This window comes from Acinetobacter sp. A2, from assembly GCF_048537555.1.
Taxonomy (GTDB): Bacteria; Pseudomonadota; Gammaproteobacteria; order Pseudomonadales; family Moraxellaceae; genus Acinetobacter.
In genome coordinates this window covers 1,596,559-1,619,441 of the sequence record NZ_CP183239.1, presented here as the reverse complement: position 1 = coordinate 1,619,441, position 22,883 = coordinate 1,596,559, and the positions used below count along the sequence as shown (strand labels likewise).

The 22,883-nt window shown below is 40.9% G+C and carries 20 protein-coding genes; 11 read left to right on the top strand and 9 right to left on the bottom strand.

Annotated elements, in window-relative coordinates; genetic code table 11:
* Window positions 1–83: 83 nt before the first annotated feature.
* Complete coding sequence (locus tag ACNS8M_RS07645) at window positions 84–1,595, bottom strand: aldehyde dehydrogenase family protein (RefSeq protein WP_168419312.1); 1,512 nt, start codon at window positions 1,593–1,595, stop codon at window positions 84–86.
* Window positions 1,596–1,842: 247 nt separating this feature from the next.
* On the opposite strand from ACNS8M_RS07645, the gene ACNS8M_RS07640 reads away from it, so the two are divergent.
* Window positions 1,843–3,024 (top strand): transcriptional regulator, encoded by a 1,182-nt coding sequence (locus ACNS8M_RS07640; protein ID WP_168419313.1) that lies wholly within the window; start codon window positions 1,843–1,845, stop codon window positions 3,022–3,024.
* A gap of 29 nt (window positions 3,025–3,053) precedes the next feature.
* Here the strand turns inward: ACNS8M_RS07640 and ACNS8M_RS07635 are convergent, their stop codons facing one another.
* Together ACNS8M_RS07635 and mdh are read right to left on the bottom strand one after the other, a co-directional pair.
* Window positions 3,054–4,031, bottom strand: a complete 978-nt coding sequence (locus tag ACNS8M_RS07635) for an alpha/beta hydrolase (protein WP_168419314.1) — start codon at window positions 4,029–4,031, stop codon at window positions 3,054–3,056.
* Between the two features lie 276 nt (window positions 4,032–4,307).
* Window positions 4,308–5,480, bottom strand: coding sequence for an iron-dependent methanol dehydrogenase (gene mdh, locus ACNS8M_RS07630; RefSeq protein WP_168419315.1), 1,173 nt, complete (start codon window positions 5,478–5,480; stop codon window positions 4,308–4,310).
* 364 nt (window positions 5,481–5,844) lie between these two features.
* Here mdh and ACNS8M_RS07625 point away from each other — a divergent pair, with 364 nt between their 5' ends.
* From ACNS8M_RS07625 to ACNS8M_RS07615, 3 genes are all read left to right on the top strand, one after another.
* Window positions 5,845–7,227, top strand: coding sequence for an IS200/IS605 family accessory protein TnpB-related protein (locus tag ACNS8M_RS07625; protein ID WP_419224691.1), 1,383 nt, complete (start codon window positions 5,845–5,847; stop codon window positions 7,225–7,227).
* Window positions 7,228–7,526: 299 nt separating this feature from the next.
* Complete coding sequence (locus ACNS8M_RS07620) at window positions 7,527–9,530, top strand: hypothetical protein (protein ID WP_168419316.1); 2,004 nt, start codon at window positions 7,527–7,529, stop codon at window positions 9,528–9,530.
* A gap of 89 nt (window positions 9,531–9,619) precedes the next feature.
* Window positions 9,620–11,332, top strand: a complete 1,713-nt coding sequence (locus ACNS8M_RS07615; protein WP_168419317.1) for an AAA family ATPase — start codon at window positions 9,620–9,622, stop codon at window positions 11,330–11,332.
* Between the two features lie 304 nt (window positions 11,333–11,636).
* Here the strand turns inward: ACNS8M_RS07615 and ACNS8M_RS07610 are convergent, their stop codons facing one another.
* Window positions 11,637–12,569 carry an IS5-like element IS17 family transposase gene (locus ACNS8M_RS07610; RefSeq protein ID WP_419224690.1) on the bottom strand — a complete coding sequence of 311 codons (933 nt, stop codon included), beginning with the start codon at window positions 12,567–12,569 and terminating at the stop codon, window positions 11,637–11,639.
* 7 nt (window positions 12,570–12,576) lie between these two features.
* A complete protein-coding gene (locus ACNS8M_RS07605; protein ID WP_419224689.1) occupies window positions 12,577–13,407 on the bottom strand; it encodes a hypothetical protein in 831 nt (276 codons plus the stop codon).
* A gap of 210 nt (window positions 13,408–13,617) precedes the next feature.
* On the opposite strand from ACNS8M_RS07605, the gene ACNS8M_RS07600 reads away from it, so the two are divergent.
* The 3 genes from ACNS8M_RS07600 (at window position 13,618) to ACNS8M_RS07590 (ending at window position 15,833) form a co-directional block, all read left to right on the top strand.
* On the top strand, window positions 13,618–14,538 hold the full coding sequence (locus ACNS8M_RS07600) for a LysR family transcriptional regulator (protein ID WP_168419036.1): 921 nt from the start codon (window positions 13,618–13,620) through the stop codon (window positions 14,536–14,538).
* 128 nt (window positions 14,539–14,666) lie between these two features.
* Window positions 14,667–14,789, top strand: a complete 123-nt coding sequence (locus tag ACNS8M_RS07595; protein WP_419224688.1) for a hypothetical protein — start codon at window positions 14,667–14,669, stop codon at window positions 14,787–14,789.
* A gap of 36 nt (window positions 14,790–14,825) precedes the next feature.
* Window positions 14,826–15,833, top strand: a complete 1,008-nt coding sequence (locus tag ACNS8M_RS07590; protein WP_419224687.1) for a CynX/NimT family MFS transporter — start codon at window positions 14,826–14,828, stop codon at window positions 15,831–15,833.
* A 42-nt stretch (window positions 15,834–15,875) separates the two neighbouring features.
* Here ACNS8M_RS07590 and ACNS8M_RS07585 read toward each other — a convergent pair whose 3' ends face one another.
* Entirely contained in the window at window positions 15,876–16,331 is a 456-nt protein-coding gene (locus ACNS8M_RS07585; protein WP_168419040.1) for a DUF441 domain-containing protein, read from the bottom strand.
* A 158-nt stretch (window positions 16,332–16,489) separates the two neighbouring features.
* On the opposite strand from ACNS8M_RS07585, the gene ACNS8M_RS07580 reads away from it, so the two are divergent.
* The gene (locus ACNS8M_RS07580; protein WP_168419035.1) at window positions 16,490–17,212 is read left to right on the top strand and encodes a pseudouridine synthase; all 723 of its coding nucleotides are present in this window, start codon (window positions 16,490–16,492) and stop codon (window positions 17,210–17,212) included.
* A 43-nt stretch (window positions 17,213–17,255) separates the two neighbouring features.
* On the opposite strand, the gene ACNS8M_RS07575 is transcribed toward ACNS8M_RS07580, so the two are convergent.
* The 3 genes from ACNS8M_RS07575 to ACNS8M_RS07565 form a co-directional block, all read right to left on the bottom strand.
* Window positions 17,256–17,699, bottom strand: a complete 444-nt coding sequence (locus ACNS8M_RS07575) for a GNAT family N-acetyltransferase (protein WP_168419034.1) — start codon at window positions 17,697–17,699, stop codon at window positions 17,256–17,258.
* Window positions 17,700–17,792: 93 nt separating this feature from the next.
* Window positions 17,793–18,149: a type II toxin-antitoxin system RelB/DinJ family antitoxin gene (locus tag ACNS8M_RS07570; RefSeq protein ID WP_168419033.1), complete on the bottom strand. Its 357-nt coding sequence runs from the start codon at window positions 18,147–18,149 to the stop codon at window positions 17,793–17,795.
* Between the two features lie 109 nt (window positions 18,150–18,258).
* Complete coding sequence (locus tag ACNS8M_RS07565) at window positions 18,259–19,173, bottom strand: pseudouridine synthase (RefSeq protein ID WP_168419032.1); 915 nt, start codon at window positions 19,171–19,173, stop codon at window positions 18,259–18,261.
* A gap of 216 nt (window positions 19,174–19,389) precedes the next feature.
* Here ACNS8M_RS07565 and tsaE point away from each other — a divergent pair, with 216 nt between their 5' ends.
* The 3 genes from tsaE to miaA are packed head-to-tail and all read left to right on the top strand — an operon-like array spanning window position 19,390 to window position 22,792.
* Window positions 19,390–19,866 (top strand): tRNA (adenosine(37)-N6)-threonylcarbamoyltransferase complex ATPase subunit type 1 TsaE, encoded by a 477-nt coding sequence (gene tsaE / locus ACNS8M_RS07560; protein ID WP_419225330.1) that lies wholly within the window; start codon window positions 19,390–19,392, stop codon window positions 19,864–19,866.
* Window positions 19,859–21,841, top strand: a complete 1,983-nt coding sequence (gene mutL, locus ACNS8M_RS07555) for a DNA mismatch repair endonuclease MutL (RefSeq protein WP_419224686.1) — start codon at window positions 19,859–19,861, stop codon at window positions 21,839–21,841. The genes tsaE and mutL overlap by 8 nt, the downstream gene beginning before the upstream one ends.
* 6 nt (window positions 21,842–21,847) lie before the next feature.
* Window positions 21,848–22,792, top strand: a complete 945-nt coding sequence (miaA, locus tag ACNS8M_RS07550; RefSeq protein ID WP_168542437.1) for a tRNA (adenosine(37)-N6)-dimethylallyltransferase MiaA — start codon at window positions 21,848–21,850, stop codon at window positions 22,790–22,792.
* The last annotated feature ends 91 nt before the right edge of the window (window positions 22,793–22,883 follow it).

Here is a 22,883-nt window from a genome sequence, read left to right as displayed (position 1 = left end):
AATATTGAAATGGATTAAATAAAAATGCGAACCGAAGTTCGCATTTTTAGATAGGAGCTTTAGCTTTTAAAATTTAACACAACTTAGAAAAAGCCTGCAGGTTTAGTTGAATAGCTCACCAACAAGTTTTTGGTTTGTTGATAATGCTCTAACATCATCTTGTGGTTTTCACGGCCAATACCTGACTTTTTATAACCACCGAAGGCAGCGTGTGCAGGGTAAATGTGATAACAGTTGGTCCAGACACGACCTGCCTGAATTGCACGGCCTGCACGGTATGAGGTATGCGCAGAACGTGACCAAACCCCAGCACCTAAACCGTAAATGGTATCGTTGGCGATTTTAATGGCTTCATCGAAGTCTTTAAATGTAGTGACAGAAAGTACAGGGCCGAAAATTTCTTCTTGGAAAATTTTCATATCATTGGTGCCTTTGAAAATGGTCGGTTCAATATAGAAACCGCTACCCACTTCCTGACGTTCACCACCACCTGTTAAAACTTGTGCACCTTCTGCACGGCCTGTTGCGATACAACCTAAGATTTTATCTTGCTGTTCTTGTGAAGCCTGCGCACCAATCATGGTTTCAGTATCAAGCGGGTGACCTGTTTTAATACGTTTAACACGTTCAATGGCTTTTTCCAAGAAACGGTCAGCAATACTTTCCTGTACGAGTGCACGTGATGGACAGGTACAGATTTCACCCTGATTCAGCGCAAACATAGCAAAGCCTTCAAGAGCTTTATCTAAGTAGTCGTCATCTTGCGCCATAATATCTTCAAAGAAAATATTTGGAGATTTACCACCAAGTTCCAAGGTCACTGGAATAATATTTTCAGTGGCATATTGCATGATCAACTGGCCAACTTGTGTTGAACCTGTGAATGCAATTTTGGCAATACGTGGATTGGTTGCCAATGGACGACCAACTTCTACGCCATACCCATTGACTACGTTTAATACGCCTGCAGGCAATAAATCTTGAATGAGTTCAACCAAAACTAAAATACTGGCAGGCGTTTGTTCTGCAGGTTTAAGCACAATACAGTTACCCGCAGCCAATGCAGGTGCAAGTTTCCATGTCGCCATTAAAATAGGGAAGTTCCATGGAATAATTTGTCCAACCACGCCCAAAGGCTCGTGGAAGTGGTAGGCAATGGTATCTTCATCAATTTCAGAAATTCCACCTTCCTGCGCACGGATACAGCCTGCGAAGTAGCGGAAATGGTCAATCGCTAAGGGAATATCGGCTGCTAATGTTTCACGTACAGGTTTACCGTTATCCCATGTTTCGGCAACCGCCAGTAATTCTAGATTTTGCTCTAAACGATCTGCAATTTTTAACAGAATATTAGAACGAGTAGTTGGAGATGAACTGTTCCATTGAGCTTTGGCTTTGTGTGCAGCATCTAAAGCCAGTTCAATATCTTCTGCAGATGAGCGTGGGACTTTGGTAAATACTTTGCCATCTACAGGAGAGATATTTTCAAAGTATTCGCCTTTGACTGGTGCTACCCACTCGCCACCAATAAAGTTTTCGTATTGTGATTTAAATTGAACTTTTGAACCGGGTTGATTTGGATCTATGTAACGCATGGCTATCTTCCTTTGATGGTTTTTTATAATGTGCCGTGGTGATATACTGTTTTGAACAATCCTGTTACGAAAAGCAGGGTAAATTTACGGCTATGGTATAAGGTACTCGGGTACGTTATTTGTTTAGCATACCCAATATAAGGTTGGAAAAAGGTTGGAAAGTTGCAGGTTTACAAGCAGCCGACAAATACTTACAAAAATAAGCAATACAGTGGATGTAATGTATTCAGGATTGTGAGAATCAGTGATGATGAAAAAACAAGACCTATTGGAAAAAAGACAACATATTGAACAGTTTAGACAAAGCAGTAGTTTATCTCCGCTACATGCACAGCAAATTCAGCAGAGTATTTTAAATTCGTGGCAACGCTCTGAAATTGCAGAAATTCCTATAGATCGGCAGGCGGCACCGTTAAATTCTAGTTTGTCTGGTTCGCAGAGCGGTTCAGCGTTGCAGCGTGCCGTACAAAACTGTGCTGAAGATTTAAAACATATTGCGCAGCAGTCATCTATGGTGGCAGCAGTAGGAGATGTAGGCAGCACCATTATTTGGACGGCAGCCAGTGCACAAATGCGTAATGTGGCGGAGCGAGTGCATTTTGTCGAGGGTGGACAATGGCGTGAAGAATTGGTAGGCACGAATGCATTGGCCTTGTCACTTAAAACCCAGCAAGCCAGTTGCGTGTTTTCCAATGAGCACTACATGTCGTCTTTGCATGATTGGGTGTGTTATGCCGCACCAATTGTCGATCCACATTCCAAACAGGTTTTGGGTGTGATTGATTTATCGACCACATGGAAAAACCATAACAGTTTAGGTCTGTTGGCTGCCGAGCGCTGCGCTGCATTGATTCAAACCGCATTGTTGGAACAACAAAAACAGCAGTTATATATCCGTGCATTCAGAGTGCCGCAAGTCTTGTTCAATGGCAAAGTGGTGGTCATGACACCACGTCAGTTGGAAATATTGGTTATTCTGGCACTTTGCCCACAAGGCATGAGTTTGGATACTTTACATCAGGCTTTATACGGCGAACGTAAAGTCAGTATGGGCACACTGAAAGCCGAAATGTCGCAATTGCGTGATACTTTAGGTGGAATGTTGGGTTCACGTCCGTATCGGATTTTGGCGCATATTGAAGCTGATTTTTTACAGGCAGAGCAGGCTTTAGATGCAGGTTATGTGCAGTCTGCCTTACAAACCTGCGCAGGAGTATTTTTGGCAAAAACCGAAAGTCCATTTTTATGTGCATGGCGAGATTGCCTAGAATCTCGCCTGAGCGATGCCATATTTAATGCACAGGATACAGATGCTTTACTGAAACACTTGGCACATAGTCCTGAAGCAATTGACGCGGTAGAGCGCTTAATTGAACTGATGCCGAAGCACCATCCTGCACATCAGATTTTATTAAAATACAAAGGCTAAATGATGAGTTAAGTCATTTAGCCTATATTTTACAGCCCTTTATTTTTTAACCAGTCAAACAAGGACTGATACACTTCTGCACGTACTTCGGGTGCAGACAGCACCAAATCATGTACGCCATTTTTAATCTGGCAAAGCTGAATATCACCATGCATACGGTGGGCAAATTTTTGCATATCAGCCACATTTAAAATGACATCGCTGCGCTGGGCAATTTCGTTCCATTGGCGCGGGTAACTACTTTGGCTAGGGTGCATAATCAGCGTTGGCACACCTAAATGCACACTGGCGTGAATTTCCTTTTGTGCTTCATGAATGGCATGCACAAAACTCAGGCGTACTTTAGGGTAACGTGGTTTTTTCCACTCCAGATTGAATAACCATTCACCATGATATTGCTTGTGTAAACTTGGCACATAAAAAGGATTTAGGCGGCTTGGAAACTTCAAATCTGGAAATAATTTTCCAAGTTGACTTAAACGAGGAACGCCAGCTTTTTTCTCAATTTCGGTCATATTGAAATCATAAAAAGGGCTGTTACACCATAGGCCGCGAATTAGAGGATGATTTGGATGATGTGCCACATAGAGTGTGGTGATTAATCCACCTGTAGAGTGACCGCATAAAATGACGGAATCATGTTGTTCAGCCGCGATTTGCTCAAGTGCAGCCGAAATTTCTGCATCGTATTCAGATAGGTTACGCACGTTATACCAGTGCTGGTGTGACAAATGTGAGCGTCCATATTTGCGTAAATCGAGCGCATAAAAGTCATAACCATGCTGATTAAACTGTTCTGCCATTTCAGTCTGAAAAAAGTAATCAATAAAACCATGAATATAGAGCACAGCTTTACGGGTTTCTTGTTCGGCTTTTTTGCGTACCAAAGTGGCAATCACTTTACCTTCATAATCGGCGGGGAAGTCCAACGTCATTTGTTGATAATCAGGACCTAAAATATCAGGATGGTAGCTAGGGGCAGCTTTTTGTTTTTTACGAAGTGGCATAAGGCGCTCATCATCAATTTTATTTTGTCTATATCCTTGATGAGCTGTGTGCATTTGTCAAATTGAATTATGAAAAGCATCAACATTTAGATATTTTGTAGATTGTGTATAAATGTCTATATGCGCAGCACAGATTAAAAAAAGCAGAACACACGTGACATGGTTCTGCAAAGGGAAGTTAAAAATTAAAACAAGAAACAAAATGAGAAAAAGACAATTGATTAGAGGATGGGAGAGGCTGAGCAAATGTAGATTCACTCAGCCGTGTAGCGATATTTACATAGCCGCTTTGAAAATTTCGACCACTTGCGCATGGTTGGCTTTACGTGGGTTAGTCAGCATGCAGGCATCTTTTTGTGCATTTTCCGCCATAATCGCTAAATCATCTTCTTTAACGCCCAACTCTGCCAAACCTGTTGGAATACCAATAGAACTCGATAATTCACGGATTGCATCAATTGCAGCATAAGCAGCCTCTGTGGTGGTTAAACCATCTGTATTTACACCCATCAACTCTGCAATGTCTGCATAGCGTTCAGGGCAGGCAATCAGGTTAAATTCACAAACATGCGGCAGTAAAATTGCATTACAGACACCGTGTGGCAAGTTATAAAAACCACCCAATTGATGCGCCATCGCATGTACATAGCCTAATGATGCATTATTGAATGCCATACCGGCCAAGTACTGCGCATAGCTCATGGCATCACGTGCTTCAATATTTTCACCATTTGCCACTGCAGGACTCAGCCATTGACTAATCATACGAATAGCTTTTTCTGCACAGGCATCGGTAATCGGGTTGGCCGCAGTTGAAACGTAGGCTTCTACCGCATGCGTCAAGGCATCCATACCTGTGGCAGCGGTTAAGCCCGCAGGTTTGGCAATCATAAGTTTAGGGTCATCAATGGCGATGAGTGGGGTACAGCGCCAATCGACAATGGCCATTTTTACGTGGGTGTCGGTGTTGGTAATGATACAGAAACGGGTCATTTCTGAAGCTGTTCCCGCTGTGGTGTTAATGGCAATCAGCGGTGTCATTGGCACGGTACTTTTATCTATGCCTTCATAATCACGAATATGTCCACCTCCTGCAGTGACCAAGCCAATACCTTTAGCACAGTCATGCGAAGAGCCACCGCCTAAAGACACAATGAAGTCGCAGTTGTTGGCATTGTAGGCATCGACACCGTTATGGACATTAATATCGGTTGGGTTTGGCTCTGCCCCTGCAAAGATATGGCTGGCAACGCCTGCTTCAGTTAAGTAGCCTGCAATGGTATCGGCCACGCCAAATTTAAATAGTCCTTCATCTGTCACAATTAGGGCTTTTTTTGCGCCCAAGTTTTGTGCTCTTACGCCAATTTCTTTGGCACAACCAGGGCCAAATAGTGACACGCAAGGAATATAAAAACCGTTGGTTTGATCTGCAATATTTTTAAAAGCCATGCTCAGATTCCTTCTTGCATTGGGTATTGGAATAATATGTTGTTATCGCGGTATTGAACCGTGATTTGAGTATTCAATGCTTTGTATGCAAATCCTACCTACCAAAAACCAACCCTATTTTGTGAGGAAATAGTGCAAATTAATCTATTGTAATTTATGGGATTTTAAAAGAGTAATTAACTATAACTAAAAATATAGATAAATATTTGCATAAGTGCTCATTTTGTCTATGTCGATTCAGTAGTGGCAAGGTGGGTATTTATTAGAGATTTAAATGATTATCTTTTGTATTTTAGGTGAGTGTCTTGGTATATTAGCATCCATATCTATTGATTATCCAATCCCTTAACCTAGGCATGGCTTTGTGAAATTAACACGCATTCATCACTGTAAAAACTTGAATCGAGAAAAGTATAAGCAACTTGAAAAACAAGCTGTTTTACTTGGTCGTGTTCGCAGTGAAGTTTGGGCTAAATATGGTGCTGTTGCAGGCTTAAATATCAGTGACAGGGCTATTCGTGATGCGTGGATGAAAGAAGGTCGCAACTTCGGTGTATCTGCAAATGCGTGGAAAGAAACCCTGCGTGACTGTATGGGTGATATTAAAGCCTATCGTGAAGCTGCCAAGGAAAAGGTCAAACAAGCTATTCGCAAACGTACGACTTGCGACAATGAACGTAAAAGACTCTATACGCTGCTAAAAAAAGATGAATGGACAACAGATAATTTCCTCCATCGTCAGATGCGTAAGCATTTTCGGCATGGTGTGAATCACACGCACAATCAAATCATTGTACGTGCTGATATGTGTAAAACCTTTGAGTTAAACGGTCAATGTTGGCTTAAAGTACCAAGCCTAATCCCTCGACAAACCATTAAAATCCCATTAAATACGACTGTTGATTTTGCACCGCAAGGCACATTAAGAATTATTCTAAAAAATGGCAATATTGAAGTTCATTCAACCTATGATGCAGTTGAAACACAAGATTGTGGTCAAGAAACTGTTGGTGTTGATAAGGGCTATTCAGAAGCCTTTGTAGATTCTGATGGCGATGTATATGGGAGTGGTCTAGGCAAGCTGATCTCAAGTGAATCAGATTATTTAAATCAAAAGTACAAGCACAGAAACAAGCTCAGAGCGATTGCTAAAGCTAAACCACACAAGAAACAGAAAATTGAGTTAAATAATCTAGGTCGAAAAAAACTAGATAAGCGACAAGATACTCAAAAAGCAAAGCTCAAGACATTAATATTTACAGCAACTCACAAGTTGGTTGATAAAGCCAAAGTGATTGTTGCGGAAGATTTAACATCCCCAATTCAAAGTAAACGCAACTATGGCAAAAACACCAATAGACGCTTAAATACATGGGCTAAAGGTTTGTTAGCTAATGCCCTAACTTCTATATCTCACCGTAGAGGTTCTACGGTGCATCTAGTCAATTCTGCATATACTTCGCAAAGTGATTCTTTCTTGCATGGCCTTTTAATAGGTACACGTAAGGGAGATCGTTTTCACCGTTTCAATGGGGAAGTTGTGCAAGCTGATTGGAATGCTGCGAGAAACGTGCTTGCAAGATTAAACGACAATGAGATAAGTCGTTATACGCCTTACAAAACTGTAAAGCGTATATTGCAAGAACGGACTGACCGCTACAAGTCGGAACTGACCGACTCAGGCTCTAGTTACACGCTTGGCAACAAGACATTAACAGAGTGCGAATTAGTCCTTGACTATGTTTGACTACATTTTAAGGAACAGTCATATTTCATCTGAAGCTTTATAAAAGCTATAGGCAAGGCCAGAAATCTTGTTTATAGTGGTTTATATATACGGTTTTATGTGTAGATACTGTGCATAAAACCAGTCTAGTGGAAGTTGATGCATAGGCAGATTTAAGGAAAATTCAAGCATCAAGTGCTTTATGAAAATGGAAAATAAAACAAAAAATAGGGATTAATCACGAGTTTGGTCTAGTCGCTGCAATTAAATAAAAATAAGATGCAACTTAGATAGACCGTACTTAAGCATGAGGAGTGTGTATGCAGCCAAGTCGCCAGCATAGCCAATTGCATGCCGTTGCACAGCAATTGGTACGTATTTCCAGTGTGGCCGCAGAAATATATCAAGATCAAATGGAGCTAGTTGGGCATCTCACTGCACAAAATATGTTCCGTATTGATCCTTTACAGCATCGGATTGAATTGCTAAACGGTCTATTTAGCCTTGAATTTTATCCGCCTAAATCTAACCCTAGTTTAATTCAGACGCAGTTTGAGTTTGCGGGGCAGCATCAAGAAGCGTTTGAAGATTTTTTTCTGCATGATTTACAGTTTCACACGGGTGATTTAAAGCCACAACACTCCTTATTTTTGCGTAATCAGGCGCAGCAATTACGACATCTGATTATGCAGCAAGCCTATATGTGGGTGGATGGTGCTGCACGTGTTCAACAGTTGCTGCTGCATTTAGATGGTGTACAGGCTCAGATTTTAGATCAAGCCTTGATTCAGTCTGATTATGCCCAGCATGCTGTTTTTACAGGTGCTGTACAGCATGGTGCGGTCATTCCAGATGAAACATTAACGGCCTTATCTGCATTGTGTGCTTTAGAATTTATTGAGGGTGATACCTTTTTGCCTGTGCAAGCCTTAATGCACAGTTATGATGATTTTTGTTTTAGTGCTGCACAGTTTTTGCCTAAAGCCATGTATCGAATTTTGGCGGTGTCCTTTCCTGAGCGTTTTAATTTGCAGGATTTAATTGACCATCAGGATGATATTCAGTTGTTGTATCGGCATGCCGAAGAACATGGTCATTTACTGGGTTTTGCCCGCTTAATGCATCGAGAAGTGTGGCAGCGTTCCGATGCATTGGCAAAACCGCATTTCTTAAAATCCTGTCCTTTAATTTGGCAAAAGAAGGTTGCCAAACTGCCGTTATTTGATTATCCACGAGCGGTGAACTGGCTGTTTAAACAGTCTGCACAAGTGTTGGATTGGCTCAGTTTAAATATGCAGCATACCAGTGTGCGGGTCGCAGTGACTGCGCTCAGTTTTGTCGATTGTAGTCAGGCACATCCACGTATTATTTTAGCGACATTGCAATATTTTCAATATTCTGCGGCGCGTATGTTTATTCAAAGCTGTAATGTGTATGCGACACAGCAGGCATGGTTTGCGCATGCACATAATGTCAGTCTAATGCCACATGGTGAAAAGCAATCTGTAGATGATCCACGTGTTGCGATTAGTCCTTCCATTTTGTATTTGGATGAATGGATGAGTTTGCTAAAAACAGTGGCGCAGCAAGATGAGCATTTGGTGAAGCATGTTTTTAGACGTTTGAGTCGTGTTATGCAAAGTTATATGACTTATTTGCAGCAAATCACACAGGATTTACCGCCTGCCTTGTTGGACTATATTCAGCCCGAGAGTCAGCAGCAGCGTGATTTTTATACGGTGTTGCAGCGTTATCAACTTCAACCTGATGATTTTCGGCAGCGTTTTTATTTACGGGCGCAGCATACGCGAGTTTCAGTGTTTGACAGTTATGTACGTGACTATTTACTGGAATATTTTGCAGCGCATACACATATTCCTAAGAGTCTGAGTTGGTTGGGGTTATTTTATCAGGCGGTGCGTTGGCATCAACAGGTCTACAAAGCAGAACTGATGGCCAAATTAAAAAAGGAAATTCAGTGCAGTGCATGGCAGGCCAAAAGCCCTATGCCAACGCTAAAATTTTCAGGCTGGTGCTTTGAGGAAATGATTCATTTAGACCGTATTATTGAAGAATCACAAAACTTTAAACACTGTTTGGCACTTAGCTACGCTAAGCTAATGAGTGAAGGGCAATATGTGGCTTTTCACATGGCGTCACCACATTATGCGCAGCAATTGACTCTGGGCTGTCATTTTCGGCAGGGGCAACTTGAATTTGATCAGTTGGAATATCCGAATAATCAAAAAGCGGAACAGTTACTGGTGACCATTGCAGAGCAGTTTATTGCATGGCTGAATCCACAATTGCAAGCTAAAGCATAAGACAACAGTTGTCGTATTCGCAGACTTGAGCCTTAACTTTTGGGCAAAAACTCGTTAGGCTATAGCCGTTCAGCAATGGTATAGGTCTTATGAAACAGGAAACTGCACTTAAACTTTTAAAAGCAGGCGAAAATGTCTTTTTAACAGGCTCTGCTGGTGCGGGTAAAACCTATACCCTGAATCAATACATCAATTATTTAAAAGCACGAAAAGTACCTGTAGCCATCACTGCATCTACAGGTATTGCTGCAACGCACATGAATGGCATGACCATTCACACATGGGCAGGCATTGGTATTAAAGATTTTTTGTCCGATGCAGACCTAAAAAATATGAAAGAGCGCAAATATCTCAAAGAACATTTAGAAAATGCGCAAGTGTTGATTATTGATGAAATTTCGATGTTGCATGCCAAGCAACTGAATTTAGTCAATCAGGTTTTAAAATATTTTAAAGATAGCGATGAAGCCTTTGGCGGCATTCAGGTGATTGTTGCGGGAGATTTTTTCCAGTTACCGCCTGTAGGGAAAAATGATGAGCGCAACCGAGATAAATTCTGTTTTATGTCGGACGCGTGGGTAGAAGCCAAGTTCCGTGTGTGTTATTTGACCGAACAACACCGTCAGGGCGATGACTATTTAAATGATATTTTAAATGCAATTCGGGCGCAGAATATTGAACAAGCACATATTCAGGCTTTGGAACAAACTCGTCAGCAAGATATTGGAGATACGTTCACCCGTCTATATACCCATAATATGGATGTAGACAACATCAACTTTAAACATCTGAATGAAATTGAAACTGAGAGCAAGCAGTTTGATGCCGTTTGTGATGGCAATGAAAAACTGATTGAAACCCTGAAATCATCAGTACGTGCACCTGAAATTTTAAATCTGAAAAAACATGCCAAAGTGATGTTTGTTAAAAACAACTTTGATATGGGCTACATTAACGGCAGTTTGGGCGAAGTGATTGGCTTTGAAGAAGATGATGATCATGGCATTTTGCCTAAAGTGAAACTGACCGATGGCACCGTCTTGTTGGTTGAGCCTGAAACATGGTCGGTAGATAATGATGCTGGTAAAACCATTGCCAGCTTTCAGCAAATTCCGCTGCGTTTAGCGTGGGCCATTACCATCCACAAGTCACAAGGTATGACCTTAGAAGCTGCAGAAATTAATTTAAGCCATACTTTTGAAAAAGGGCAGGGTTATGTGGCCTTGTCACGTTTAAAATCTTTAAGTGGTTTGCGCTTATTGGGTTTTAACAGCCAAGCATTGGAATTGGACAGTTTAGCCATTAAGGCTGACCGGCGTTTTCAGGAATTGTCTGAAGAAGCCGAAATACACTACGAACTGATGGATTTAACTCCGCAACATAATGCATTTATTCGTCATTGTGGTGGCACATTGAACGAAACCGAGATTTTGCGTAATGAAAAGAAAATTGCCAAAGGTGGTAAAACCAATTATGCAACCGCCACGTTGGATGAAACCCGCGCTTTATTTGAAGAAGGTTATGATATTCAAGATATTGCGGTAGAGCGTGGCTTAACACCTGCAACCATCATTAACCATTTAGCACGGTTGCAAAAAGAACAAAATCTGGATATTTCCGTGGCACATCCGGGTGAAGAAGTAGTGGAAGAAGTGCGTAAAATTTATAAGCGTTTAATGAAGCGCCAAAATGCAGATCATTTTAGCGATGACGGGGCAATTAAGTTGCGTCCTATAGTTGAAGCCACCAGTCCGAGAATGGGCTATGACCAAGTGCGCTTGGCACTGTTGTTTATTCAGTAGTTGAGGATGCCTGTAAAGACCACAGGCTTTTGCGGAGTAATTAACTATAACTAAAAATATAGACAAATATTTGCATAAGTGCTCATTTTGTCTATGTCGATTCAGTAGTGGCAAGGTGGGTATTTATTAGAGATTTAAATGATTATCTTTTGTATTTTAGGTGAGTGTCTTGGTATATTAGCATCCATATCTATTGATTATCCAATCCCTTAACCTAGGCATGACTTTGTGAAATTAACACGCATTCATCACGGCTTTGTTGCACAAAGATTTGAAATGCAAAGCGCCCCTAATTGAGCCAAATTTAAGGCGTAACTTGGGTAAGTGGTCGACCTAATTCCGTAAATCTGTTGAGGACTGCTACACGTGCATGAATTTCATTCACCTGACTAGGAAAGCTTCTTGCCATTAATTTATCGCCTAATAATTTGATGCAATGCATATTGGTTTCCACCAAACTGCGGCGATGATAGCCTGACCATTTTTTCCATAATGTCCTGCCTAAACGTTTAACTGTTCGAAGTAATTCATTTCGCTCTAGCGAGCTACTCTTTGTATCTTTCCATGGTTTCGCATTTTTTCTAGGTGGAATCACCGCATGTGCTTGCCGATCTGCAATGACCTGACGGCATTGCTTGGTGTCATAAGCTCCATCGGTATAAACAGAGTCAATCTGCTCATCTTGTGGAATCTGATTAAGTAAATCACCAAGCACCTGTGAATCACTGACATTATTGGTTGTGAGCTGAATAGCGCGTATTTGTAGGGTTTTGGCATCTATACCAATATGTAGTTTACGCCATTGGCGACGATATTCAGCTCCATGTTTCTTGCGTTTCCATTCGCCCTCACCTAGAAACTTCATGCCTGTAGAGTCTACGAGTAGATGCAGCCCATCGCTACTTTTTTGGTAGCTGATTGCAATATCAATATGCTTTTGTCTTCTACAAAGCGTACTGTAATCTGGTGCGGTCCAATTTAATCCGCAAAGTTTAATCAGACTTTGCACAAAGCCAATGACCATACGTAAAGATAGACGGAATAAGGATTTAATCATTAAGCAGCATTGGATAGCTGCGTCGGAGTAGGTTTGATTTCGCCCTTGTTTGCCTTTTGATGGAGCATACCATTGCGTAGCAGGATCAAACCAAATGGCAATATTTCCGCGACTCATGAGTGCTCGGTTATATGCGGGCCAATTGGTTGTGCGGTAGATTTTGTGTGTAGGCTTCTTCATTTGAAAATTATATCGCTGAAAAAGCCTTTACAGATAGGTTTGTGCAACAAAGCCGTTTTAAACCATCACGACGCTGTAATAGGTGATAAACCCGTTCAAATGCAGTTTGCCATTCTGGCTCAAGGTCTAAAACCAAGGCAGGTTCATCGAGTTGTACATAATCCACACCACGTGCTTTTAGTTCATCAAACAATGCAGCATAAATAGGCAGTAATGCATCTATAAATTGCAAAATGGCTTGATTTGCGGCAACTTCACGCTGCATTATATTACATTCACACGTATGCTGTTTTGTTTCTAGCGTTTCATAGGTATCGACAATGCGTGATAAGTACAAAAACGTTAGCAAGCCGGGTACAACAACTTTTAGCGGTTTATTAAAGGCTTTTGCGCGTTCCACTTGTGTAAATAAGTCGGAAAAATCAGCTTTAAATTCCTGAGCTGAATTTAATTCAGGTACAAGATAATGGTAGTTGGTGTCGAACCATTTGGTCATTTCCAGCGCTGCAACATCACTACAGTTTGGTGCACGACCACGTGCTAAATAAAATTGTTGATCGACTTGATTCAGTTTTGCTGCATCTTTAAAACGTGCTGGAATGATACCTAAACGTACAGCATGTGTGAGAACGCTGTCATAAAGTACAAAGTCACCCACTGTAAGTATAGAAATCCCTGCATCTACCTGTGCTTGCCAGTTAGCGGCTTCAACCGCTTGAGCTTCAGCTAGAAAGTCAACTTGTTGAATTTCACCTTTCCAATAGGATTCTTCTGCAAATTTGAGTTCACGTTTTGCCCCAATACGTGGGTAGCCTAAAATATGTGTGGTTAATGTCATGATAATTCCAAGGGAGATTGAGCTGATTATGTTGTAAATATCATCAAATAAAAAATAAGATGAAACAAACTCATTATTTTCATGTTAAAATTAATTAAATTCATTTTTTTGTGTTTGCATTTAAGCTTTGTGAAATGATCTGCTACAGATTAAATCTCAATATAAGCATCGAACAAATACATCAGCAGTTTTAAAAATTAGGAACAAGCAATGCTTGAAATTCGTCACTTAAAAACTTTGGCAGCCCTGCGTGAGCATGGTTCTTTGGTTGCTGCCGCCAATGATTTGTGTCTGACCCCATCAGCAATTTCTCACCAGTTAAAAGAATTAGATCATTGGTATGGGGTAGAAGTGGTGAACCGCCGTAGCCGCCCTGTGACTTTTTCTAATGTGGGGCAGCGATTATTAAAATTGGCCGATGATGTCTTGCCGCAAATTCAGATTACCCAAACCGACATTACCCGCATTGTGCATGGTCAAACGGGGCGAATTATTTTTTCTTCGGAATGTCATAGCTGTTTTGATTGGTTGATGCCGCTACTAAATCAGTATCGACAACAATATCCTGATGTAGATTTGGATTTCGCTTCAGGTTTTGAAGCTAATCCTCATGAATTGCTGCAAACGGCAGAGTTTGATTTGTTGATTACCGCAGACCCGATTGCACTCAAAGGTATCGAATATTTTCCAATTTTTGAATATGAATCACGTTTGGTATTGTCCAATACTCATCCTTTGGTACGTGCAGAGCGTATTACCGTGCAGGAATTGGCTGAAGAAACGTTAATTACCTATCCTGTAGATAAACACCGCTTGGATATTATGTCTAAGCTGTTTATTCCTGCCAATATTCAGCCCAAAGCCATTCGTACTACAGATCTAACCCAAATGTTAATTCAGCTTGTGGCCAGTGGTCGCGGTATTGGTGCTTTGCCTGACTGGGTGGTGAATGAATATGAACAAAAAGGCTGGGTGACTTCACGTCGTTTAGATTGTGTTGCTGCAGGCGGGTTACGCCGTACTTTGTATGCAGGTTATCGGAGCGAAGAAAAAGAAAAGAGTTATTTTGAAGGTTTTTTAAAGCAGCTCGAAAAATTTTCACAAAAGCGGACACAGTATTATTCAAGCTGAGCACGCTATAAAAGATAGTGCAGACTTATTGTTAAAAGCATTAAGCTGATTCAAATATTCTCTAAAGCCAACGGAATGTTCTTGCTAAGCTTGCCTTGCAAATATTAAGGGAGAGCGTGGTGAGTTCGGTGCGTTGGCTGACAAAGGATTTGTGGATTGTGGCAGCGGGTTTTATGGCCGCAATGCATATTGGCAAATTGCCGCCCACTGTTCCTGTGCTACAGGCTGAACTTGGGATTAGTTTGGTTTAGGCAGGCTTTTTACTGTCTTTGGTACAAGCTGCAGGCATGAGTTTTGCCTTACTGTTGGGCAGTTATACTGCAAAAATTGGATTGAAGCGTTGCGTATTATTAGGTCTGACTTTACTGGGTAGCGCCAGTTTTATAGGTGGTTTTGTTCAAGACTATTCAGCCTTATTAATACTGCGTGTCATTGAAGGTTTTGGCTTCTTACTGGTCACTTTGAGTGGTCCTGCAATGATTCGTCAATTGGTTGCTATAGAACAACTGCCTGCCAAAATGGGACTTTGGAGCGCCTATATGGGTGGTGGTATGGGCATTGGCTTATTGACCACACCTTTTTTATTGGATGTGTTGGATTGGCAAGGCGTGTGGATGTGCTTTGCATTGTTATCCTTTATCCTTGCAATCATCATTTATAAAGTCGTGCCGAGTGTGCAGATCGGCACGCAAACGATCGCCATATTTGACCTGATCAAAGCGACTTTAACTCATCCACCTGCATGGATACTGGCTTTGGTTTTTGGTGTATATGCTGGGCAGTGGTTCAGTTTGGTGGGTTTCTTACCCACGATTTATCAGCAATATCAAATTTCATTACAAACTGCAGGCATACTCACGGCAATGGTGGCAATAGCCAATGCAGTGGGGACATTTGTGTGTGGAATTTTATTGCAACGTGGTTTTAGAGCGTTGGTTTTGATGCAACTCGGCTTTGTTGTACTTATACTGTGCGCGCTGAGTTTTTACATATTACGTGAAGCTTTACCCTTTGCTGTACAGTTTTTACTGGTACTCAATTTTTCTTTATTTGGCGGTTTGGTTGCCGCGGTAGTATTTGCACAAGTGATGCATTTTGCCCCTCAACCTGTTGCAATTAGTACAACCATAGGTTTGGTGCTGCAATGTTCAGCAAGTTCTCAATTTTTGTTGCCACCTGTGGTGGCGGCTATCGTTTCTGCCACAGGAACATGGTTTTGGGTCGGTATTTTAATGGCAGTCTTATCTGCTATAGGGATGCTGTTAACCGCTATCTTATTTCGTAAAACTGCATGAATTTGGAAGGTTTTCATTTCCAATGCGTGATCTAAATTAAGTTCAAGAATAGCCAATAAATAAAGTTAAAATTCCTGCGGCAATCAATGGGCCGACAGGAACACCACGTAACACTGCAACACCTACCACAGTGCCGATCAACAAGCCTGCTACGACATTGGGCTGATTGGTCATTAGTTTCACACCACGCCCACCTAACCATGCAACAAAAACACCAATCGCAATAGCAAGTAACGATTTCCAACTAAGAAAAGATTTTAAAATTGCATCACCAGGAATTTTGCCACTGGCAATGGGTGTCAGTACACCAATGGTCAGAATAATAATGCCAATATTTAAACCGTGCTGCTGCAATAGTGGGAAAAACTCACTCAGAGGTGTAATTCTGAACACAATCAATATACCTGCAGCAATGGTTACTGCGGAGTTTTGACTGAAAATACCGCAGGCCAGCAGCACGATCAGTACCATTAAGTTAAGGTCTAATTGGGAGAGCATGATGATCAATACAATAGAAAACTGGAAAAGTGTCATTATTGTAACGGCTTTTAGCCATGAATGGGCAGAGCGCACGAACTGATCAGAAATTGTTGTGTATTTGGTTTAGAATAGCGGGCAACAGTTATTTTTAAATGTTTATGCACGGAAAGGTCGTTATGTTGCTGGAAAAAATGCTGCAATCACAAGGTTTTGGTTCACGTAAACATTGTCAGCAACTTATTAAAAATGGTGCAGTAAGTATTCAGAATGAAATTCAGACCAACCCTAAATTTGCTATCCAGATAAAACCAGATACTGCTTTGCAGTTTAGCGTGTACGGACAAAACTATCAGTACCGTGAACAGGTATATATTGCCTTACATAAACCACAGGGCTATGAGTGTTCGCATCAGGCGACGCATCACTTTAGCGTATTTGACTTGTTTGATGATGTATTGCTGAACCGTGGGCTACAATGTGTAGGACGTTTAGATCAAGATACTACAGGTCTGTTGCTGCTGACTGATGATGGACAATTTTTACAGGCGTTGACCCATCCTAAAAAGCATGTGGCAAAAGTGTATTCAATGCATACAGCAGACCCAATAAGTGCTGCACAAATACAGCAACTAGAGCAGGGTGTAGCATTGCGTAATGAAACAGGGCTATTTGCTGCAACAGAAGTACAGCAACTTGCTGAATGTGAATTGCAAATGACCATTCATCAGGGGGTATATCATCAGGTCAAACGTATGTTGGCGGCAGTCGGCAATAAGGTGGAACAATTGCACCGCCAGCAGGTGGGTGCATTAAATCTGAATGATTTGGCCATAGATGTCGGTGAATGGGTCTATTTAAGCCCCGAACAAATCCAGTTAGCGAAAACACGTATTGAATAAAGCACGAATAAAACTACTGATGCAAAGCTAGTGAGGTGCACTACTATTTTAAAAAGCAGTGATAGGTTTGAAACTCATCATCTTTGACAAAACCCATCTTTTCATACAATTGATGCGATTGGTAATTACTTTTCTGTGTTTCAAGGCTAATGCGTAGTGCATTTTCATGTCGTGCAAATAAAATAGCGGTATCAATTAGCTGTTTGGCCGAGCCTTGTCGTCTAAAAACTGGGGTGACATAGACGTCATCTAAAATATAGTAAGTTGAACAGGCAACAGATGAAAAACCTAAATAAAGTAGTACAAATCCAGTAATTTTATGGTCTTTGATATGTATGAAAATCACACTTTCCTGATTTTTAAAACGCTGTTTTAGGAAGGCTGCAGAAAGGCTTAAATTTGAGGAAGCGCCATAAAATTGACGATACTCATCAAACAATACCGCAAGTTGTTCTAAATCTTCTAAAGTGGCACGTCTTACAATCATATTGGTACTCCATGCTTTTTTATTATCCTTGCATGAAGCATAGCTAAGTTTTTAAAGCTATTTTTTAAAATTTTGTTTAAAAATGCAACACTGTTAATTTTTGTCAGTTTCACCCAAAATGGCATTCAACTCATCAAACAGATCTAAATGCTCATCATCTAGCTCAAATTCTTCGGTTTGAGCGGTAGGCATTGCGCTTGTATCTGGGGTTGCAGATGGCTCTGTAAGGTCTGCTTTTTGCTCTTGTTTTAATTTACGTAACTTAATCAATTGCTCCAAATTAATATTCTGATTTTCAATTGAAAAGGGGATTGATTTTGTTAGTACCACTTGCTTAAAGAATAGGCGTACTGCTTGCGCAGGTGTAATCCCGAGTTGTTTAAACACAGCAAAAGCTTGTTTTTTCTCTTGAGAGTCCAAGCGTACTTGATAGACTTCAGTTTTTCTCATAATTTTTAATGGAATAAAAAGATTTAAATTTTAGCGTTATTGTAAACAATTGGAGTGTAATTTCAATATGACTACAGATAAAATACGCTATTTTGTAATGACAAACATATTACAATGTCAATTCTTGTACTGCACTAAATTGTAATTGCTGTTGGCTGATCGGGTCAAAAAATGCTAAATGCTTGGCCAGTAATTGTAATGGCTGAGAAAAATCATCATTTTTTTTATGCTGCAAAATAGGATAAAAAGGGTCATTTTTAATTGGGATGCCTAAATGATTTAAATGTACTCGCAATTGGTGTTGTTTACCTGTGGTGGGATGCAGTTCGTATTTTCCCCATGTCTGATTATGTTCAAGTAAATGAATATCTGTTTCGCTATTTGCAGTGCCTGACACCACTTGCATCAAATAAAAAGGTTCGCCTTTTTCCATGCGTAATTGCACTTTACATGGCAGTGTTAAATTCGCTCGATAAGGCGCAATTGCATGATAAATTTTTTGCACCTGACGTTCTGCAAATAATTGTTGATATACCGCACGAGTTTCAGGCTGTTTGGAAAACAGCACCACACCTGCAGTTTCACGGTCTAAGCGATGAATAGGGGTGAGTTGTTCATTTTGCGTTTGTTTTTTCAGCCTTACCAATAAGGTTTCTTGTACATATTGCCCAGTGGGGCTCATGGTTAAAAAGTGAGGTTTATCGACCACCAGTAAATGTTCATTTTCAAACAAAATTTGATGCTGAAAAGGCACAGTAACTTCATGTGCTAAAAATCGATAATAAAAAATATCCTGATGTGCGAGGTAAGGTGCATCTACATTTAGACGATTGCCTTGATTGTCATAAACCAGACCATCTACAAAGCGTTGTTGCCATTCCTGCGCAGAAATATGCGCAAATTGAGTTGTTAAATAATCAAAAACAGAGCTAGGGTTGTTGTCTAATTTGGGTAAATGCAATTTGCTGGCGCTCACACCATCTAACATAGGCGGAATAAAAGGGCTGAGGTGAGTCGACTTCATCTGCGAATTGCTCGTATGAGGTGAAAATAGTTTACATTTGATTAAATACAAATAGCCTAAGCAAATTCGGGTATTCAATTGCGTCAGATCAGACAATCTAGCTGTATAAATATGCAATATATTGTCCACATTTACACAGTTTTATACATCAGTACATAGGCTTTAAAGCAGTGCGATGCTATCATAATTGGTCTTTTGAATCATGTCGTGAGCGCTATGCAGTATTCATTTAATTTGGCTTTAAATAATGAGCAAGATACCCAAAGTCTGGCACAGGTTTTGGCTACGCATTTTCGTTCTGGTGTGATTTATTTGATCGGCGATTTAGGTGCAGGAAAAACCACCTTATCGCGCTATTTTTTGCAGCATTTGGGGCATCAGGGTGCAGTTAAAAGCCCGACTTACACATTGGTAGAGCCGTACCAAATTCAAGGACAAGATATTTTTCATTTTGATTTATATCGCTTAAACGACCCATACGAATTGGAGTTGATGGGTATTCGTGATTATTTAGAAACTCCAAATGCCTTATTTTTGTTTGAATGGCCTTCTAAAGGTGGCGATGAAATTCCAGCTGCCGACCTCATTATTGATATTAAAAAATCAGAAGATGAATTAAGCCGTTTTGCAACACTGAGTTCATCTTCGGCTGAGTTACAACAAGCTTTGGAGCAACAGTTTAATCATGCCTAATGATGCGTTAAATCTACGTCGTATTCATACGCTTGAACCTGCATTAGCCAACCAAATTGCTGCAGGGGAAGTGATTGAGCGGCCTGCGTCTGTAGTCAAAGAATTATTAGAAAATGCGATTGATGCAGGTGCAACTGAGCTGATTATTCGTGTGGCACAAGGCGGCAGTACACTGATTGAAATTATTGACAATGGTCGTGGGATTCATGCCGAAGACCTACCTTTGGCGGTCACTCGTCACGCAACCAGTAAAATTCAGACAGCTGATGATTTACATGCCATTGTCAGTTTAGGCTTTCGTGGTGAGGCCTTGGCTTCAATTGCAGCGGTATCTCGTTTGACTTTAGTCAGTAGTCAAACGGAAGATGGTGTGGGTTATCAAGTTGAAGTGAATGGTACGGCCTTTGATCATCAAGACATTCAGGCTGTTGCTGCTCCCAAAGGTACACATATTCGAGTACAGGATTTATTTTTTAATGTTCCTGCACGGCGTAAATTCCTAAAAAAAGCGGGTACAGAATTCGGACATATTGAAGAAATTGTACGCCGTTTGGCGCTCACGCATTTTGATATTCGTTTTGTTTTAGAACACAACGACAGCATCAAACTGAATTTACCCATTGCCGACAGTGGCGAATTGCGTTTTCAACGGGTACAACAACTGCTAGGGCGAAACTTTGTTGAAAATGCTTATTGGATAGATGCTGACAGTGTCACTATGCGCTTATCGGGCTGGTTGGGTCATCCTTCCGATGCTCGCTCGCAAGCCGACTTGCAATATGTGTATGTAAACGGGCGTATTGTTAAAGACAAGACCATTTCCCATGCTTTACGCATGGCTTATGATGGTATTTTGCATGGGCATCAACATGCGGCATATTTACTGTTTTTAGAAGTTGAACCTGAAAATATTGATGTCAATGTGCATCCAACTAAGCATGAAATCCGCTTTTTAAATCAGCGTGAAGTGCATGAGTTTGTACGGCATTATGCCAAAGAAACCTTGGCACAATTTCAAACTGCAACAGCTGATCTTGCGACCGCAATGAAAGCCGACCCAGTAGAGCAGGCAGCACCTTATGTCGTACAACCACGTTACCAAGAACAATTTCAGCTGCACAAATCTGTGCAGACCAATCCCCTAAATCCGTACGAACAAACGGTAGATGTAGATCACGTATTAACTACAGCAGCATCAGGTAGTGATTTACTCACGGAGTTTAATCGTAGCCATCCGCAAACTGTGCAATACAGCCAAGCAATGCAAGGCAGGTACCAAGGCTCACAACAGCTGAATAATGCCTTAAAAAGCTATCTTGCACCTTTGCGTGATGCTGACCCTCAAGATTCAACTAGCGTAGCGTATGAATCAACGACAGCTGTAGATGAACACCCGCTTGGAATTGCGATTGCACAATTGCACGGTATTTATATTCTGGCGCAAAACAGCGAAGGTCTGATTATTGTCGATATGCATGCCGCACATGAACGTATCGTTTTACAGCAGATGAAAGCTGCATGGGATAAACCAGAGTTTTGGACTTCACAGCAATTACTTATTCCTAAAGTTATCAGCATTAGCCGTATGCAGACCATGCGTGTAGATGATTTAAAACCACAATTGGCACGTTTAGGTTTGGAAATTGATCAATATGGCGATGAGCAAGTTATTGTGCGTGGTGTACCAGCCATTTTGCATAAAGCAGATTTTGCAGAGTTAATCCCAGAATTGCTGAATGATTTAGACCCAAATGATGAAGCGCAGGCATTACTGCAAAAACGTGATCATATTTTGGCGGGTATGGCGTGTCATAGTGCAGTACGTGCACATCGGATGCTGAGTCTTTCTGAAATGAATGCCTTGTTACGTCAAATGGAACAAACCGAATTTGCCAGCCAATGTAATCATGGTCGTCCAACATGGCGTACTTTCCCATTGGCCCAATTAGATAAACTTTTTGCTCGAGGAGAGTAGTATTACATGTCAAAACAATTGCCGGTCATCAATTTAATGGGACCAACTGCAAGTGGTAAAACTGCTTTGGCATGTGAACTCTATGAACTAGGTCATTTTGAGCTAATTTCAGTCGATTCTGCGCTGGTTTATCGAGATATGGACATTGGTACAGCCAAACCAACTAAAGCGGAACAGGCGCGTTATCCGCATCATTTGATTGATATTATTAGCCCGCTTGAAGTTTATTCTGCTGCACAGTTTGTGGAAGATGCCTGCGCCTTAATTGATGATATGCACGCACGTGGAAAAACCCCAATTTTAGTGGGTGGTACCATGCTGTATTTTAAAGCTTTGCTTGAAGGGCTATCTTCTAATTTACCCAGTGCCAATTATGACGTCCGTGCAGAAATTGAAGATAAAGCTGCACGCGAAGGTTGGGAGGCGGTCTATGCAGAGTTATGTGCAGTAGATGCACTAGCAGGTGAAAAATTTAAGGTGTCAGATAAACAACGTATTATTCGTGCACTGGAAGTTTATAAATTAACAGGAACGCCAATTACCCAGCTTCAGGCAGAACAACCCAAAAATGTACCATATCGTTACACTTTTCATAACCACGCTTTGATGCCTGATCGGGTAGAATTACATCAGCGTATTCAAAAACGCTTAGAGATTATGTGGGAAATGGGTTTTTTGAATGAGGTGCGGCATCTTATTGAAAATTACGATTTAGATGCTAATTTACCCTCTATGCGTTCAGTTGGCTATCGTCAAGCTTTAGAGTTTTTGCAAAACGGTGATGAAAGTCGCGAAAAAATGCAGGAAATGGAGGATAAGGCGCTATTCGCGACACGACAACTCGCGAAACGTCAATATACTTGGCTCAGATCGTTGCAAGAATCGCATAAATTTCACACATATTTTACGATAAAGCAGGCTCAAGAAGACTTGCGAAACTGTTACGGATAAAGCAAAATTTACCTACTGTCTTTTTTATAATTTTTAATTGAAAAATAGAGATAGTTTTTGCGCTGATTTTTAATTATTTTTGGAGTTATAA

Coding starts and splice junctions, on each gene's coding strand:
- ACNS8M_RS07645 (WP_168419312.1), bottom strand. CDS start 1,595: ATGCGTTACATAGATCCAAATCAACCCGGTTCAAAAGTTCAATTTAAA.
- ACNS8M_RS07640 (WP_168419313.1), top strand. CDS start 1,843: ATGATGAAAAAACAAGACCTATTGGAAAAAAGACAACATATTGAACAG.
- ACNS8M_RS07635 (WP_168419314.1), bottom strand. CDS start 4,031: ATGCCACTTCGTAAAAAACAAAAAGCTGCCCCTAGCTACCATCCTGAT.
- mdh (WP_168419315.1), bottom strand. CDS start 5,480: ATGGCTTTTAAAAATATTGCAGATCAAACCAACGGTTTTTATATTCCT.
- ACNS8M_RS07620 (WP_168419316.1), top strand. CDS start 7,527: ATGCAGCCAAGTCGCCAGCATAGCCAATTGCATGCCGTTGCACAGCAA.
- ACNS8M_RS07615 (WP_168419317.1), top strand. CDS start 9,620: ATGAAACAGGAAACTGCACTTAAACTTTTAAAAGCAGGCGAAAATGTC.
- ACNS8M_RS07610 (WP_419224690.1), bottom strand. CDS start 12,569: ATGAAGAAGCCTACACACAAAATCTACCGCACAACCAATTGGCCCGCA.
- ACNS8M_RS07605 (WP_419224689.1), bottom strand. CDS start 13,407: ATGACATTAACCACACATATTTTAGGCTACCCACGTATTGGGGCAAAA.
- ACNS8M_RS07600 (WP_168419036.1), top strand. CDS start 13,618: ATGCTTGAAATTCGTCACTTAAAAACTTTGGCAGCCCTGCGTGAGCAT.
- ACNS8M_RS07590 (WP_419224687.1), top strand. CDS start 14,826: ATGAGTTTTGCCTTACTGTTGGGCAGTTATACTGCAAAAATTGGATTG.
- ACNS8M_RS07585 (WP_168419040.1), bottom strand. CDS start 16,331: ATGCTCTCCCAATTAGACCTTAACTTAATGGTACTGATCGTGCTGCTG.
- ACNS8M_RS07580 (WP_168419035.1), top strand. CDS start 16,490: ATGTTGCTGGAAAAAATGCTGCAATCACAAGGTTTTGGTTCACGTAAA.
- ACNS8M_RS07575 (WP_168419034.1), bottom strand. CDS start 17,699: ATGATTGTAAGACGTGCCACTTTAGAAGATTTAGAACAACTTGCGGTA.
- ACNS8M_RS07570 (WP_168419033.1), bottom strand. CDS start 18,149: ATGAGAAAAACTGAAGTCTATCAAGTACGCTTGGACTCTCAAGAGAAA.
- ACNS8M_RS07565 (WP_168419032.1), bottom strand. CDS start 19,173: ATGAAGTCGACTCACCTCAGCCCTTTTATTCCGCCTATGTTAGATGGT.
- tsaE (WP_419225330.1), top strand. CDS start 19,390: ATGCAGTATTCATTTAATTTGGCTTTAAATAATGAGCAAGATACCCAA.
- mutL (WP_419224686.1), top strand. CDS start 19,859: ATGCCTAATGATGCGTTAAATCTACGTCGTATTCATACGCTTGAACCT.
- miaA (WP_168542437.1), top strand. CDS start 21,848: ATGTCAAAACAATTGCCGGTCATCAATTTAATGGGACCAACTGCAAGT.